This is a genomic window from Pseudomonas sp. BMS12, from assembly GCF_001592875.1.
Taxonomy (GTDB): Bacteria; Pseudomonadota; Gammaproteobacteria; order Pseudomonadales; family Pseudomonadaceae; genus Aquipseudomonas.
Genome location: NZ_LSOF01000007.1, coordinates 28,930 through 42,338, shown reverse-complemented (window position 1 = coordinate 42,338; position 13,409 = coordinate 28,930). Strand labels below are relative to the sequence as shown.

The following is a 13,409-nucleotide window of genomic DNA, read 5'->3' as shown; positions in this document are numbered from 1 at the left end:
CGCGGCTCACCCTTGGCTGCGTGGGGCTATGCGGCTGTTGCGCTCCTGCTCGACGATGATCCGCTTCAGCTCCGCCGCGCCGGGTGACAGGCTGTGCCCGGCGCGGCTGACGATGCCGTAGGCGGAGTGCTGGGCGATGTGTTTGGGGCTGACGTTGAGCAGCGCCAGACGTCCCAGCTCAACGTCCTCGGCCACCACATCCCAGGGCGCCATGCTGAGCACATTGCTGCCGGCCACCAGTTGTTTGAGCACCATGAAGTTGTCGCACTCGATACTCAGCACGTTGTCGCGCTGGCTCAGCTGGCGCAGGGCGTTGCGCACGGCTTCGGGCAGCTGCACGCCGGCCAGTGGATAGCTCAGCAGCTGCGCCACGTCGACGGGCTGCGGGCCCTGCTGCAGGGGGTGCTGGGGCCGGCAGAACAGGGTGCCGGGGTAAGCCTCCAGGGGTTCCACCAGCAGGCGCGAATCGTCCTGCAGCTCGCGGCTGTCGGCCACGAACAGTTCGATCTCGTCGTTGAGCAGGCGCTGGTGCAGCTGCTGCCAGTTCTCGATCAGCAGCTGCACGCGCACCTGTGGGTAACGCTGGCTGAACTGCCCCAGCGCCTGCGGCACCAGGCGCGCGGCGGGGTAGGGGCCGGCGCCCAGGCGCAACTCGCCGCTGCCGAGGTTGCCCAGCTGGCTCACTGCATTGCTCAGCGCCCGGCTGCCGGCCAGCAGGCGCCGGGCATGTTCCAGCACCAGCTGGCCGTGGGCGGTGAGGCTGATGCCGCGGTTGTGGCGGTCGACCAGCGAGCAGCCCAGGCTGCTCTCCAGCGCCTGGATGCTGCGACTCAGGGCCGGCTGGCTGAGGTGCACGGCCTCAGCGGCGCGCGCGAAGTGGCCGTGCTCGGCGAGGGCGACGAAGTGGCGGAGCTGGCGGAGATCGTTCATGCGTTCAGTGCATTGCCTTTTCGATTGAAATGCATTGGAAGTATCAGTTTTCTTTTGCCAACCTGCCAGCACACCAAGAACAAGAGTCCTGCCATGTCTTCCTTCAGTCGCTTCAGCGGCCTGCTGCTGGCCGCCGCATTGCCCTTCACCGTCCAGGCCGAGTTGCCGGCCGAGCGTATCGAGCCGTCGATCAACGCCGAGCTGGCCGCGCATACCAAGCTGTTCAACCAGAAGGTCTACAAGATCGCCGACAACGTCTATTCGGCGGTGGGCTGGCAGTTGGGCAACGTGGCCATGATCGAGGCACCGGAAGGGCTGATCATCGTCGACACCGGTGAGTCAGTCAGCGAGTCGCGCAAGATCATGGCCGAGTTCCGCAAGATCAGCGACAAGCCGGTCAAGGCGGTGGTCTACACCCACTTCCATCCGGACCATATCAACGGCGTGCAGGCCTTCGTCAGTCGCGAGCAGGTGGAGAAGGGCGAGGTGCAGATCTACGCACACGAGACCCTGCTGGCCAACGTGGTCGCCCAGGGCGCGCTGGTCGGGCCGATCCTCGGTGTGCGTTCGGCCTACAGCTTCGGCTCCTTCCTGGAGGCGGCCGACGAGAAGGACATGAACGGCGGTATCGGCCCGATCGTCACCCCCGAGCCGTCGACCTTCATTGCGCCGACCATTACCTTCAAGGACAAGCTGGACACCACCATCGCCGGCCTGCCGGTGCAGTTCCTCCACGCCCCCAGCGAGGCGCCGGACGAGATCGTCCTGTTCCTGCCGCAGAACCGCGTGCTGATCAGCGCCGAGGTCGACCAGGGGCCGACCCTGCCGAACATCCACACCCTGCGCGGCACCAAGTTCCGCGACCCGGTGCAGTGGGTGAACAGCCTGGACAAGCTGCGCGAGTTCCACGCCGACTACATGGTGCCGCTGCACGGCCAGCCGGTGACGGGCGCCGACAAGGTCGAGGAAGTGCTGCGCATGACCCGCGACGGCATCGCCTACATCCACGACCAGACCGTGCGCTGGATGAACAAGGGCCTGACGCCGGACGAGCTGGTGGAGAAGGTCAAGCTGCCGCCGCACCTGGCCGGCTACACCCCCTACCTGCGCGAGTATTACGGCACGGTGAAACACAGCGTGCGGCAGATCTACAACGGCTACCTGGGCTGGTTCCAGGGTGACCCGGTGGACCTCGACCCAACCCCGCCGAAGGACAAGTCTGCCCGCCTGATCGCCCTGATGGGCGGCCGCGACAAGGTGCTGCTGGCCGCTGGCGAGGCCTACCTGAAAGGCGACTACCAGTGGGCTGCCGAGCTGTCCGGCTACGCCATCCGCGTCGACAACGACGACAAGCTGGCCCGCGACATCAAGGCGCGCAGCTTCCGCAAGCTGGGTTACGCCAGCATGAACATCAACTGGCGCAACTGGTACCTGATGAGCGCCATGGAGCTGGAAGGCAAGCTCGACGCCGAGAGCATTCGCGACCGCGCCGTGGCTCTGCGCGCGGTGTTGCTGTCGCCGGACATGGTGCGCAACTTCACCCCGCAGATATTCCTGCAGAACTGGATCACCCGCATCGATCCGGAGAAGGCCGGCGATGTCGAGCTGACCCTGGGCTTCGAGTTCCCCGATATCGACGAGCAATGGGCGCTGGAGATCCGCCGCGGTGTGGTGCAGTTGCACCAGGGCATTCCCGCGGGCACCACGCTCAAGCTGACCATGGACAAGCGCTTCATGGAGACTCTGCTGACCGGTGAAGGCGGCCTGCTCAAGGGCGCGCTGCTGGGCGACGTGAAGGTCGACGGCAACCTGCTGGATATCAAGACCTTCCTCGCCTGCTTCGATTTCAGCGACGAACCCTTCGGCCTGACCGTGCGCTGAACCCGCACCCGCGAGGAGAGAGCGATGAAACGACGTGATCTGTTGCAGCGCGCGGCCAGCTTGTCCGCCGCTGCCATGGCCGCCCCGGCACTGGGCCAGCAGGCTGCGCCGGCGATTGTCCGGCCCGCCGGGCGCAAACCCAACATCCTGCTGATCGTCACCGACCAGCAGCGTGCCCATCAGGACCTGCCCAGTGCCGTGTCGCTGCCCGGCCACGAGCGCCTGCTGCAGGGCGCGGCCAGCCTGGGCAACTTCCACGTCAACACCACGCCCTGCTCGCCGTCGCGCTCGGTGCTGTTCACCGGGCAGCACACGCAGCACACGCAGATTACCGCCAACCTCGGCCTGCCGCCGTTTCGCGAGCTGTCGCCGCAGGTGCCGACCCTCGGCCACATGCTGCGCGAGCAGGGCTATCACACCGCCTACAAGGGCAAGTGGCACCTGTCGCATATCGAGCAGTCGAGCAACCTCACCTACGGCGTGGTCGAGTCGACTCGTGAAGCGTTGCTGCCCTACGGCTTCGCCGACTACAACCTGAATGGCGATCCGCACGGCTCGCTGATGACCGGTTTCATCTACGACAAGGTCACCGCCAGCGACTCGGTGGCCTGGCTGCACGAGCATCTTGCCGACGAGCAGCCCTGGTTTCTCGCGGTCAACTTCGTCAACCCGCACGACATCATGTTCTACAGCTCGGGCATCAAGCAGGAGCGCTCGCGCCTGCGGCGCAATTTCCTCGGGCCGATCTCGCCGGGGCCGAGCACCGGGTTGTACGAGAAGCACTGGGACCTGCCGCTGCCGAAAAGCTTCTACGCCGAGGACCTGAGCCGCAAACCCTGGGCCCAGCGCGCCGACGTGGAGCTGTGCAACAACGTCTACGGCCATCTCGACCCCAGGGACGAGCAGGCCTGGCAAGGTTTGCAGAGCTACTACCTGAACTGCGTGCGCGACGTCGACCAGTCCATCGAACAGGTGCTGCTGGCGCTGGAGAGCAGCGGCCTGGCCGACGACACCATCGTCATCCTCACTGCCGATCACGGCGAGATGGCCGGCGCCCACCAGCTGCGGCAGAAAGGCCCGCACATGTACAAGGAGAACACCCGGGTCAACTTCATCGTCCGGCATCCGGATGTGCGCCAGGGCTTCAGCAGCGAGGCGCTGGGCTCGACAGTGGATATCGTGCCGACCGTGCTGGAGCTGGCGGGGCTGGATGCGGCGGCGCAGGCCGAGCGCTATCCCCAGCTGGCAGGCGTCAGCCTGGCGGACAGCCTGGGTGGTGCGGACAAACGTTCCACGCGCGACCGGCGCGGCCACCTGTACGACTACGGCGTGGTCATGTACCTCGACCCGGAGTTCACCGAGGCGGTGATGCGTGATCACGACCAAGTCACGCCCTGGGCGATCATCCAGGAGTCGCTGGCGCAGCTGCAGCTCGGCCCGTCGCTGAGCAACCGTGCGCTATTCCGTGGCATTCACGACGGGCGCTACAAGTTCGCCCGCTACTTCGCCGCAGATGACCACCATACCCCGCTGGATTTCGACAGCCTGGTGGCGCGCAACGATCTGGAGCTCTACGACACCCAGGCCGACCCGGACGAGCTGCACAATCTGGCGTCCGAGCCGCAGGGCCGGCGCGAGCTGATCGAGCGGCTGAACGGGCGGCTCAACGAGCTGGTGGCGCAGGAAGTCGGTATCGACGACGGCCGCGAACATCCGGGGCCGCGTTTTCTCTACAGTTGAAGGAGTGATTCATGCTGGAAATCGCCAAAGGCGTGCTGGCCCTGTACTGGCTGCTGGCCCTGGTCAACCTGGTCCTGCCCTTCGCCGGCCCCTACATGAACTGGATCGCCCTGGCGTTGCTGGTCGTGCATCTGCTGGAGATCGTGTTGCTGCACGGCCGCCTGCAGCGTCAGGCCGAGCCCTGGAAGGAGCGCCTGCTGGTGCTGCTGTTCGGCGTGCTGCATGTACGGGGTATGCGCAGCGCCTGACTACCGGGTGCGGCAGCGAAGGCCGGTGATCTACGAACCCGCGTGGCGGCGTGCTAAGTTGTTCGTTAGTGGCAGTCTGCCGTCATGCACTGGTTCCCGTAGTACGTTATGAAAAATGACAGCGGTACGTTTCCCTCCGGCGCGCTCGATTTGTTGTTGGATGCCGTGTGCATGGTCGATGCGCAGGGCCGCTTCGTGTTTGTCAGTGCGGCCGGTGAGCGAGTCTTCGGTTATTCGCCGGAGGAAATGATCGGCCGGCGCATGCTCGACTTCGTTGCGCCCGAGGATATCGAGCAGACCCGGGCGACTGCGCGTGCCGTCATGGCGGGAGAAGTCCAGCCGCATTTCGAGAATCGCTACGTACACAAGGCCGGGCACCTGGTGCACATCATGTGGTCGGCGCGCTGGTCGGAGGCCGATCAGCTGCGTATCGGCGTGGCCCGTGACATCACTGCGCGCAAGCAGGCGGAAGCCCTGCAGGCGGCTACCTACAGCATTTCCGAGGCGGCCCATGCGGCGCAGGACTTACTGGCGCTGTTCCGCCAGGTGCACCAGATCGTCGACCAGCTGCTGCCGGCGCCGGACTTCTGCGTGGCGCTCTACGACGCCCAGCGCGACCAGCTGGAGTTTCCCTACCATGCCGACACCCAGGCCGCGTCGGCCAGTCAGGCGCCGCCGCCCACGGCCATCTGCCAGGAGCTTGTACGCACGGGGCAACCTTTGCTGCTGGCGGCCGATGAAGGCCACAGCTGGCTGGGTGTGCCGCTGGTTTCCGAGGCCGGGGTGATCGGTGCGCTGGTGCTGAAGAGCCCATGCAACGAGGCGCGCTACAGCGAGCGCAATCGCGAGCTGCTGCAGTTCGTCTCGACCCAGGTCGCCACCGCCATCGAACGCAAGCGCCTGTACGAACGCCTGCAGCGCATGGCTCGTCACGACGAACTGACCGGTCTGCTCAATCGCGCCTTCCTGCATGACCGCATCGACAGCGCCCTGGCCCGTGCCCGCCGCAACGGCAGCAGGTTCAGCCTGGTGTTCCTCGATCTGGACAAGTTCAAGCAGGTCAACGACACCTGCGGCCATACCGTGGGTGACCGCCTGCTGCAGGAAGTTGCCCAGCGCCTGCTGCACTGTGTACGCGAAGCCGACTCGGTGGCTCGCATCGGCGGCGACGAATTCGTCCTGCTGCTGGAGAACATCGAACCGCCGCAGAGCGTCGACAAGATCACCGCCAAACTGCGCAAGGAACTGGGCCGCCCGCTGAACATCGATGGCCATCCACTGCGCATCGTCCCCAGCATCGGCATTGCACACTACCCGGAACACGGCGAGCAGATCGAAACCCTGCTCAAACACGCCGACGCCGCCATGTACCGCGAAAAACGCGCAAGCCAGGCGGTGCCGAGCGACCACTGAGCCCGCTTCTTGCGCGCATTATCGGTGTCCTGGCGCCCGCTGCCTGATATGGCGACAAACAAAAAGACCAGCGCAATGGCTGGTCTCGATGATCAATCTATTTGGTGGGCCCACACGGACTCGAACCGTGGACCAAAGGATTATGAGTTGCCTAGAAACGCCGCAAACCCAGTGAAATCGTGCGTAGCTTAGCGCAGGTACAGTTAGCTGAAAGTATCGCTGTAGAGCGGTTTAAGCGTAATTGAGCGAAATCTGTAAAAGCTGGGCACTGTACCGTCAGCGTACTGCTTTTTGTACCGCGAAACGGTCAGGTTTTACTTTTCCATCGACCTCTGCCTACGCAGATGCTCTGGGGCGTGTTGCGGATCAGGCATTGCCCCGGGGGCCCCAGATCAGTCCCAATATGGGATTGATAAAGTCCCGATTGGGAGTTGCTTGAAATGAGCACCTACTAGGATGATCGAAGATCAGGGAATGACCAACAGCCAATGCTTGGCACTATTGGAGGGAGCAATTTAGGCTTGCGTGTGCGCATGCTGAAGTCGGTGGCAGGACTTGCGGGGTAGCTCGTGAATAAAATGTTGATTAGAGGCCTCAGCATCAGGTGTGTGAAGCACGCTCTTGCGAACGGTACCTCTCAACTCAGGGCTTTATTTAGACTTTGCGGGCCTTAATAAAGCAACGAGCGAAATGCGTTGTAGGATAAGAATCTATCGTCCAGCGCCATAGCAATCTTGACCTCTAACCAACAAGCAATTATTAACATTTCAATAGACGGGTTTCAACTCTTTTCGCTCTAGAAGCTTAATTAGGTCTAAATTCTTCCATTTTACAAACCAGAAATTATTCAAAAGCTCAGTTGCAAAAGCAGAAACAATATCGTCGGTGAAAACCTCATCGGGCTCGTAGGAGGCGAGGTACTTTTTTATTAGCTCTATTCTTAAGTCGGTGGTGATGTATGGGCAGCATATCAGGTCCAAGAAAATGTGGGCCTGTTCCGACTCTTGCTGAAGGTTGAAATTTTCATTCAGTCTACTAATCGCTATCTTTATTAAGATATCTTTTGCAGTGTTATATATTGGGTAATTCTTAAAATAGTAGGTGAGGGCCACTATATCGAAGTACGTAATGTTTACTTCGTCTTTTTCTAAGTAAGAGAAGACATTTGGCTGTAGAAGATAGTTGCTGCCAAACTCGCTAGTGGCAAGTATTATGTTTAGTCGTTCTAGCGATATAAAACCATTCCTGGTGTCGTTCTTCTGTCTGTGAAACTTTAGCTTATTAACATGGCTCATTATCTCCGTTCGGAAGAATTCAAGGTGATGCGCTTTTTTTGTTTTTATGAATTGGTCTGTTGTTATTAAAGTTTTTGCAATTTTATTAGAAGAAGGTACTGAGGGGTTTACACTGTAAAAAAAGAATACTAGACGAAATATTATTAATATAGCCTCTCGAAGTGTTAGCTCTTCCTCGGGTGTTTGCTTTGTGTTTGGTTTGTGGCTGGAAAGTACGTCAAGTGCGCGTGTGCACAGGACGGATATAATGTATGAGGATATCTCTGAGTAACCCTTGTTGTTGTCGGCTATTATGAATTTAACTTTGTTTATGAAGCTCTGGCATAATTTTTCAGGGTTATATATTTCGTTCGGTGTTAGTTGGCGTTTTCCTTTGTGGGTTGTTTTGGTGAAGAGCGTTTTCTCAAGGTCGTCTAGTAGTAGCTTTGTCCCGATTATTGCTTTAGATTTTTCTGTGAGAAACGGCCGTTTATATTTTATTTTTTTCGAGTCGCTGATGTTTAGATTGTAGGTGCTGAGTATGTCGGAAATCGTATCTGCGATAAGCTCTGAATTTTCATTGCTGTGAGAGAAAACAATGTAGTCGTCTACGTATCTTAATATGTCGTAGTCTATTTCATGCTTTAGTCGGTGCTTCCCAAGTGCGCTAATTATCTTCATGTCAGCATCTTGGAGGATTATTTCAGCGAAAATCCTACTTACTTCTGAGCCGATAGGTATGCCGTTAGTTTCATTGTTATTGCTTCTTTGTATCATGGTGTCGAATTTTTGACAGAATTGATTTGTGTTGGCGATGTTTTGCTTTATAAATTCTTTGTTTTTAATTGCCCAGGATATTGTGTGCGTGTAAATGCTTTGAAAGCAGTTTGCTATATCTAGCGTCCACATTGAGGCGTATTTTTGCTCCAGATTGAAATATCTGGATGAGTTGTAGAGTTTGTAAAGTCTATTGAAACCTTTGTACGCAAAGTATGAGGAGGCGTGTCTCCTGTTTAGTTCCGTTTCGATCGTGTCAATGTTGATTTCTTTATATTTATTATGGGGGTCGGCGTCACTGGAATAGAAAGAGCCACCAATTTTAGCAGGAGTCCTTATGGTTAGTGGGCTTTGAGAGCATAGAGATATAATCGCACTTCCATATTCGCTATAAAATGAGCAGTAGTTTTTTTGTGATCTGGGATGTATTAGAGACAACGTTCTTAGGCTGGTTTCATTTTTTATTATTTTATATTTGAGGGGGTAGGACTGTTTGTTTTGGGCGCTTGCTGCGTCGTCAGTGTTCAGTTTCGTGCTATCAATGGGGCTTACGATTCTCTCATATAAGGATTTTATTATATTGAAATTAGTTGGTGCGGACAGTCTTGCTTTGTGGTGGTTGATATAAAGTCCGTCATTGGAAAATATTATCGGTGTGTCGGAAGGTGCGGTATCTGTGAGAATGGCTCTGAAGTGATCTTTCTTATCAATTTTTGTGTGCTTTTTATTTTTCATAGCCAAACCCTTGTTATTTCTTTTAGCCGGTTAGGGCTGAATTTTCTATGTGCTCTCTTCTCGAATCCTTGAGTAAAGCTTAGTTTTAATAGTTTTGATTTTTGCTCGCTCGTGATATGCGATGAATAAGTTTTGTGGAGCCTGCCGGATTTGCCTGTGAGTGTGCTTATAAGGAATCTGTCGAGATTATTTAAACTGTCTGCCGGCGTATCAATTGAGGCGTAGTTGTAATAAATTCCAGTGGGTACTTTTCTGTCCCCGCCTTTGTTTTTAAGTTCCCTGTTGCTTGTTAGGAAGCTTATGCGGTCGAAGAGCAGTTTGAAATCTTTGTTTTTTGAAAAGCTATATATGGCTTTGCATAATTTTTCTTTGATTTTTCGGATCTTTTTTTCTTCTATATCTATGCGGACTTTTCTATATATAGAGGTTGCGGTCTTGCTATTTTCTACACCGTCTTTCAAGGGTAGTGGTGTGTCGTATACCTTGTATGAGTACCCAAGAAAATCAAAGCTGAGTACTAACTTTCCATTCGGGTTGGCTGTGCCTGCTTTTTTGCGGCGTGGCACCGGGTAAATTTTTGTTTTGGTGGAGTTGTATTCAAGGGGTGGGGGGAGAAGATCACATAGCCATTTATAAAACTCACCCTCATTCTCGTTTGAGGATGTAATAATCAGTATGTCATCAACAAAGCGTGAATAATAAAAAACTTCATCGTGTGAGGTGACTTTCTTATCGTACTCGGATAGTAAAAGTTCTGAAAGTGAAGGGCTGGTCTCGACGCCTCTTGGAATCCCACTGCCGTAGAGTTGCTTGAAGTGCTCAATGTGGGCTCGGATTATAAGTTTAGTTTGGTGTGACAGTTTTTCGCTGCTATCAATTATATTTAGCAGTATATTTGTAGGTATGTTTTCAAAGAAGGATTTTATATCTAGGCGGTATACTTTGTATTTTGTGCCCTCTCTTAAGTAGGCTGGCAGCTCTCTAGAAATTGATTGCCTGTTTTTTGGGGCTATATTGTATGCTTTATTAATATTTATGTTGCAGCGCCGAAGTACCATCTTGCTGGCGAGATTTCCGGCAGTGTATCCCGTTTTGTTGCTGATTTTAATTTGTTTAATTGCTGGAGTTTTTTCGGTTGGGTTCTGAGCTATTTGCAAGGCATAAGCAATAACGCTTTTTCTATAATCGTCATCGGAAATCCGCTGGTCGTCATAGAAGTCAGCTTTAAATAAGCAGCGAGCTAAAGATGAAGTACTGAAGGCTTGATTTGCCACTATGCTTCTCCATCAAAATAATCGCTATCTAATTTTGGTAACTTGATCAGCCGCGATGCGACTCCCACCTCGTGATCCATCATCAGGTTGACCAGCCGGTTTCCATCCACCAGCACCATGCCTTCTACGGAACGGGAGAAGTCGATTGCCTGTGCCGTAAAGCCTGAGGTGGTGATAAACACGCCACGCTTGGCTTTCTGTCCGGCGAGAGCGCCATAGAATGCTTGCAGCTCTGGGCGGCCAACCGTGCCTTGCCAGCGTTTGGCTTGGACATAGACTTTTTCCAGGCCGAGCTTGTCTAGCGAGATCACCCCGTCGATCCCACCGTCGCCGCTGCCGCCGACGCGTTGCAGGTCGTTGCGACTAGCGCCGTAGCCAAGGCTATGCAGCACGTCCAGCACGATGACCTCGAAGCGGTTGGGGCTGACTTGCAGAAGGTTATCTAGTAGGTCTGCAGCCGTTGCCTCGCGTAGCTCACGTAGAGCCTGCTCCAGGCGGTCGTCAGGGCTAACAGTGGCTGAGTTGAGCCCCGGTGCAGGCTGTTCTTGCCCATCGAGAGGGATGGCGTCGGTCTGGCTCTTGAGTTTCACGTCCATAAAGCCGATGGCGAGCTGTTCGACTTTATCCGCAGTCAGAGGGGCGGGGTGCTGGACGGCATAGGTCATGCCTGCGTCAGTCAGCTTCCAATACCCACGCTTGGCGCTGCTGGACAGGCCGGCGCGCTTGAGACGGTCATGGGCCCAGCCCGCACGGTTTTTGTATGTGGCTTGGCCGCTGGCAATCAGCTCTTGGCGCTGTGCTTCCGAAAGATTCAGTGCATTCGCAGCGGCTTCATGGGCATCACGTGCTGCCGCGCCTTCGGGCGTGGCGGCCAGGTAGCGCAGAATAGGCTCAATGAACTGGTCGTAGGTTGGGACGGACATGGCGACTCCAAACGCAGGATTGATGGTACGGCCGTGTGTTAAAGGCTTTGCATAGTTCTGCATTTTGGGAAAGCCGAGCAGCCCCACAACTGCTGCCCTGCTTTCGGGGCTGATTTCACGGTACGAATCAGTAGCGCACTGCCGCATTTCGGGCATTGCCGCTCGGCTGTCGGGTCGCTACGGCGCTTGAGGTTTTGCACATGCTCGCGGTGGGTGGCGAGGGTTGGCGCGCGGCGGCCGTTTTGCAGGGCTTGCAGCATGGCGTCGACTTCAGGCTCGCTGAATACCTGCTGCTGGAATGACTTGATGTAGCGGATAAAGCCGATGCCCTGGGTCACATTGGTCGGCACTTCGGTTTTGAAGGTGCTACCGCCGACGAAGGTGATGACCGAGTGCAGGTGCTCGGGGCTGACACCAAGGGTGGCTTCCAAGGCTTTGAGGTGCTTGTAGTTCTGGCGTAGCGGGTTCTGGAATTTGAAGGTGCGTTTGTAGAGCTTCTGCGTCCACTGCGCCTGCTTCTCGCCGCCGAAGATCCAGCCGCTCATGTTCTTCGTTTCCAGCACGAAGATGCCGTAGGGCGAGAGGAATATGTGGTCGATCTGCGTGGTGCCGTCCGGCGTGTTCAGGGTGACATTGTGCAGGCGGCGGTAGGTCTGCTTATCCAGCTGCCAATGGGCAAACATCCGCACCAGGAGTTCGCCGATCTGGCCCTTGGCCCAGGGCGACTTGAGCAGGCCGATTAGCAGCATCAGCGGGATAACCCAACCGAGCGTGCCCCAGACCTGCGCGATGATCGGAGTGAAGTCCATTTCCTGTCCTAGTAATCCAGAATTAACCGGATAGTACCGAAACCTGGCGTAATGGCACTACACCATCACTGCAGCGCCCGGTGCGCTGCTTTATCGCTGCGGGGGTCAGCCTTGAGCGTTCGCCTGGTGCTGTATCTGGTAACGCGTGCTGCGCCCGCCACCCGGTAGTCGGGCAAGGCAGCCCTTTTCAACAAGATCGCTCAGATGGCGTGTGGCGGTGGCTTTCGAGACCTTGGCCACGGCCTGGTATTGGGCGGCGCTGATACCGTTCTCGAAACCGCTCTCGCCGCCATCGAGCAGGCGGTTAAGCACTTTGATTTGCTCGGCAGATAAGGCTTGGCTGCGGTGAGCCTGCCAGAAGCGCGTTTTGACCAGCACGCGATCGATACGAGCGAGAGCCTGCTCCAGGCTCTTGAGCAGTGTGGCGAGGAACCATTGCAGCCAGGCGGTGATATCCAGCGTGCCTTTCTGGCTCGCTTCCAGGATGCGGTAATAGCCGGTGCGGTCGTCGAGGATGCTCGCCGACATGGCGTAAAAGCGGATTGCCTGCTGCTCGCCCTGAGCCAGGGCCAGGTCGGTTATGGCGCGTGTAAGGCGACCATTGCCGTCATCGAAGGGGTGCAGGGTAACGAACCAGAAGTGCGCAATGCCGGCCCGCAGAAACGGGTCGAGGCTGGTATCGCTACGGCTGCTCTCGAACCAGGCGAGGAAATCATCCAGTTGGGCTTCCAGGCCGGCGCGAGGTGGGGCCTCGAAATGCACGGTAGGGCGGTCGAGCCGGCCGGAAACTACCTGCATGGGCTCTTCGCCGCGCAGCATGCCGATGCGCAGCGGGCGGGCCAGGAGGTGGTCATCGTTGGGGAACAACCAACCATGCCAGGTAAACAGCCGCTGCAGATCGAGCGGCTGCTGATAGGCGCGGGTGGCATCGAGCAGCAGTTCCGCCAGGCCTTCGGAGCGAGAGGTGGTGCGACCTTCTTCGTTCAGCCCCAGGCGCCGTGCCAGTGACGAGCGCACCGAGCCGACATTCAGCTGCTCACCCTCGATGGCTGATGAGGTGACGATGTTCTGCAGCATGGCATCCAGGCTGCTCTGCACTTCAGTGTCGCCACCTACAGCACCGAGCATCCCGAGCAAGCGGCCCTGCGCCTGACCGCACGCGCGCAGCAGCGGTGCAAGCGCATCGGCTTGCCAACTGAAGTGCGGCCAGTCGGCTTGCTGCCAGATCCAGAGCGGGTCATTCATGGTGTGCTGCTCGCCTGTGAGCCGATTAGCGAGTCTATTCGGCTCATGTGGTGAGCCGATAGTGCCGGCTATTCGGTTCACTGTCTAATCTTTAGGCGTACGGAGTTGCTCCAGAAACTCCGGCGCAGCATGAAAAAGCCGCGCAGTGCGCGGCTTTTTA

At 57.0% G+C, this 13,409-nt stretch carries 10 protein-coding genes; 4 read left to right on the top strand and 6 right to left on the bottom strand.

Translation table 11 applies throughout. From position 1 onward, the window contains the following. Nucleotides 1–6: 6 nt before the first annotated feature. Nucleotides 7–930 (bottom strand): LysR family transcriptional regulator, encoded by a 924-nt coding sequence (locus AYB31_RS07610; protein ID WP_068827358.1) that lies wholly within the window; start codon nucleotides 928–930, stop codon nucleotides 7–9. A gap of 93 nt (nucleotides 931–1,023) precedes the next feature. On the opposite strand from AYB31_RS07610, the gene AYB31_RS07605 reads away from it, so the two are divergent. The 4 genes from AYB31_RS07605 (at nucleotide 1,024) to AYB31_RS07590 (ending at nucleotide 6,212) form a co-directional block, all read left to right on the top strand. After that, the gene (locus AYB31_RS07605) at nucleotides 1,024–2,811 is read left to right on the top strand and encodes an alkyl/aryl-sulfatase (RefSeq protein WP_068827357.1); all 1,788 of its coding nucleotides are present in this window, start codon (nucleotides 1,024–1,026) and stop codon (nucleotides 2,809–2,811) included. A gap of 24 nt (nucleotides 2,812–2,835) precedes the next feature. Continuing rightward, nucleotides 2,836–4,551 (top strand): sulfatase-like hydrolase/transferase, encoded by a 1,716-nt coding sequence (locus AYB31_RS07600; RefSeq protein WP_068827356.1) that lies wholly within the window; start codon nucleotides 2,836–2,838, stop codon nucleotides 4,549–4,551. Between the two features lie 11 nt (nucleotides 4,552–4,562). Beyond that, nucleotides 4,563–4,799, top strand: a complete 237-nt coding sequence (locus tag AYB31_RS07595; RefSeq protein WP_068827355.1) for a DUF1145 domain-containing protein — start codon at nucleotides 4,563–4,565, stop codon at nucleotides 4,797–4,799. Between the two features lie 108 nt (nucleotides 4,800–4,907). After that, nucleotides 4,908–6,212, top strand: coding sequence for a diguanylate cyclase domain-containing protein (locus tag AYB31_RS07590; RefSeq protein WP_068827354.1), 1,305 nt, complete (start codon nucleotides 4,908–4,910; stop codon nucleotides 6,210–6,212). 767 nt (nucleotides 6,213–6,979) lie between these two features. Here AYB31_RS07590 and drt3b read toward each other — a convergent pair. The 5 genes from drt3b to AYB31_RS07570 form a co-directional block, all read right to left on the bottom strand. Beyond that, nucleotides 6,980–8,998, bottom strand: coding sequence for an antiviral reverse transcriptase Drt3b (gene drt3b, locus AYB31_RS07585; RefSeq protein ID WP_068827353.1), 2,019 nt, complete (start codon nucleotides 8,996–8,998; stop codon nucleotides 6,980–6,982). Beyond that, complete coding sequence (gene drt3a / locus AYB31_RS21095; protein ID WP_082805241.1) at nucleotides 8,995–10,272, bottom strand: antiviral reverse transcriptase Drt3a; 1,278 nt, start codon at nucleotides 10,270–10,272, stop codon at nucleotides 8,995–8,997. Before drt3a ends, drt3b begins: the two co-directional genes overlap by 4 nt. Further along, nucleotides 10,272–11,195, bottom strand: coding sequence for a restriction endonuclease (locus tag AYB31_RS07580; RefSeq protein ID WP_068827352.1), 924 nt, complete (start codon nucleotides 11,193–11,195; stop codon nucleotides 10,272–10,274). The genes drt3a and AYB31_RS07580 overlap by 1 nt, the downstream gene beginning before the upstream one ends. Nucleotides 11,196–11,233: 38 nt before the next feature. Then, nucleotides 11,234–12,004 (bottom strand): nuclease-related domain-containing protein, encoded by a 771-nt coding sequence (locus AYB31_RS07575; RefSeq protein WP_068827351.1) that lies wholly within the window; start codon nucleotides 12,002–12,004, stop codon nucleotides 11,234–11,236. 105 nt (nucleotides 12,005–12,109) lie between these two features. Further along, the gene (locus AYB31_RS07570) at nucleotides 12,110–13,249 is read right to left on the bottom strand and encodes a Fic family protein (protein ID WP_068827349.1); all 1,140 of its coding nucleotides are present in this window, start codon (nucleotides 13,247–13,249) and stop codon (nucleotides 12,110–12,112) included. Between the last annotated feature and the right edge of the window lie 160 nt (nucleotides 13,250–13,409).

What these genes read in the sequence shown, in the direction of transcription:
- AYB31_RS07610 (WP_068827358.1), bottom strand. Translation starts at nt 930, where the DNA reads ATGAACGATCTCCGCCAGCTCCGCCACTTCGTCGCCCTCGCCGAGCAC.
- AYB31_RS07605 (WP_068827357.1), top strand. Translation starts at nt 1,024, where the DNA reads ATGTCTTCCTTCAGTCGCTTCAGCGGCCTGCTGCTGGCCGCCGCATTG.
- AYB31_RS07600 (WP_068827356.1), top strand. Translation starts at nt 2,836, where the DNA reads ATGAAACGACGTGATCTGTTGCAGCGCGCGGCCAGCTTGTCCGCCGCT.
- AYB31_RS07595 (WP_068827355.1), top strand. Translation starts at nt 4,563, where the DNA reads ATGCTGGAAATCGCCAAAGGCGTGCTGGCCCTGTACTGGCTGCTGGCC.
- AYB31_RS07590 (WP_068827354.1), top strand. Translation starts at nt 4,908, where the DNA reads ATGAAAAATGACAGCGGTACGTTTCCCTCCGGCGCGCTCGATTTGTTG.
- drt3b (WP_068827353.1), bottom strand. Translation starts at nt 8,998, where the DNA reads ATGAAAAATAAAAAGCACACAAAAATTGATAAGAAAGATCACTTCAGA.
- AYB31_RS07580 (WP_068827352.1), bottom strand. Translation starts at nt 11,195, where the DNA reads ATGTCCGTCCCAACCTACGACCAGTTCATTGAGCCTATTCTGCGCTAC.
- AYB31_RS07575 (WP_068827351.1), bottom strand. Translation starts at nt 12,004, where the DNA reads ATGGACTTCACTCCGATCATCGCGCAGGTCTGGGGCACGCTCGGTTGG.
- AYB31_RS07570 (WP_068827349.1), bottom strand. Translation starts at nt 13,249, where the DNA reads ATGAATGACCCGCTCTGGATCTGGCAGCAAGCCGACTGGCCGCACTTC.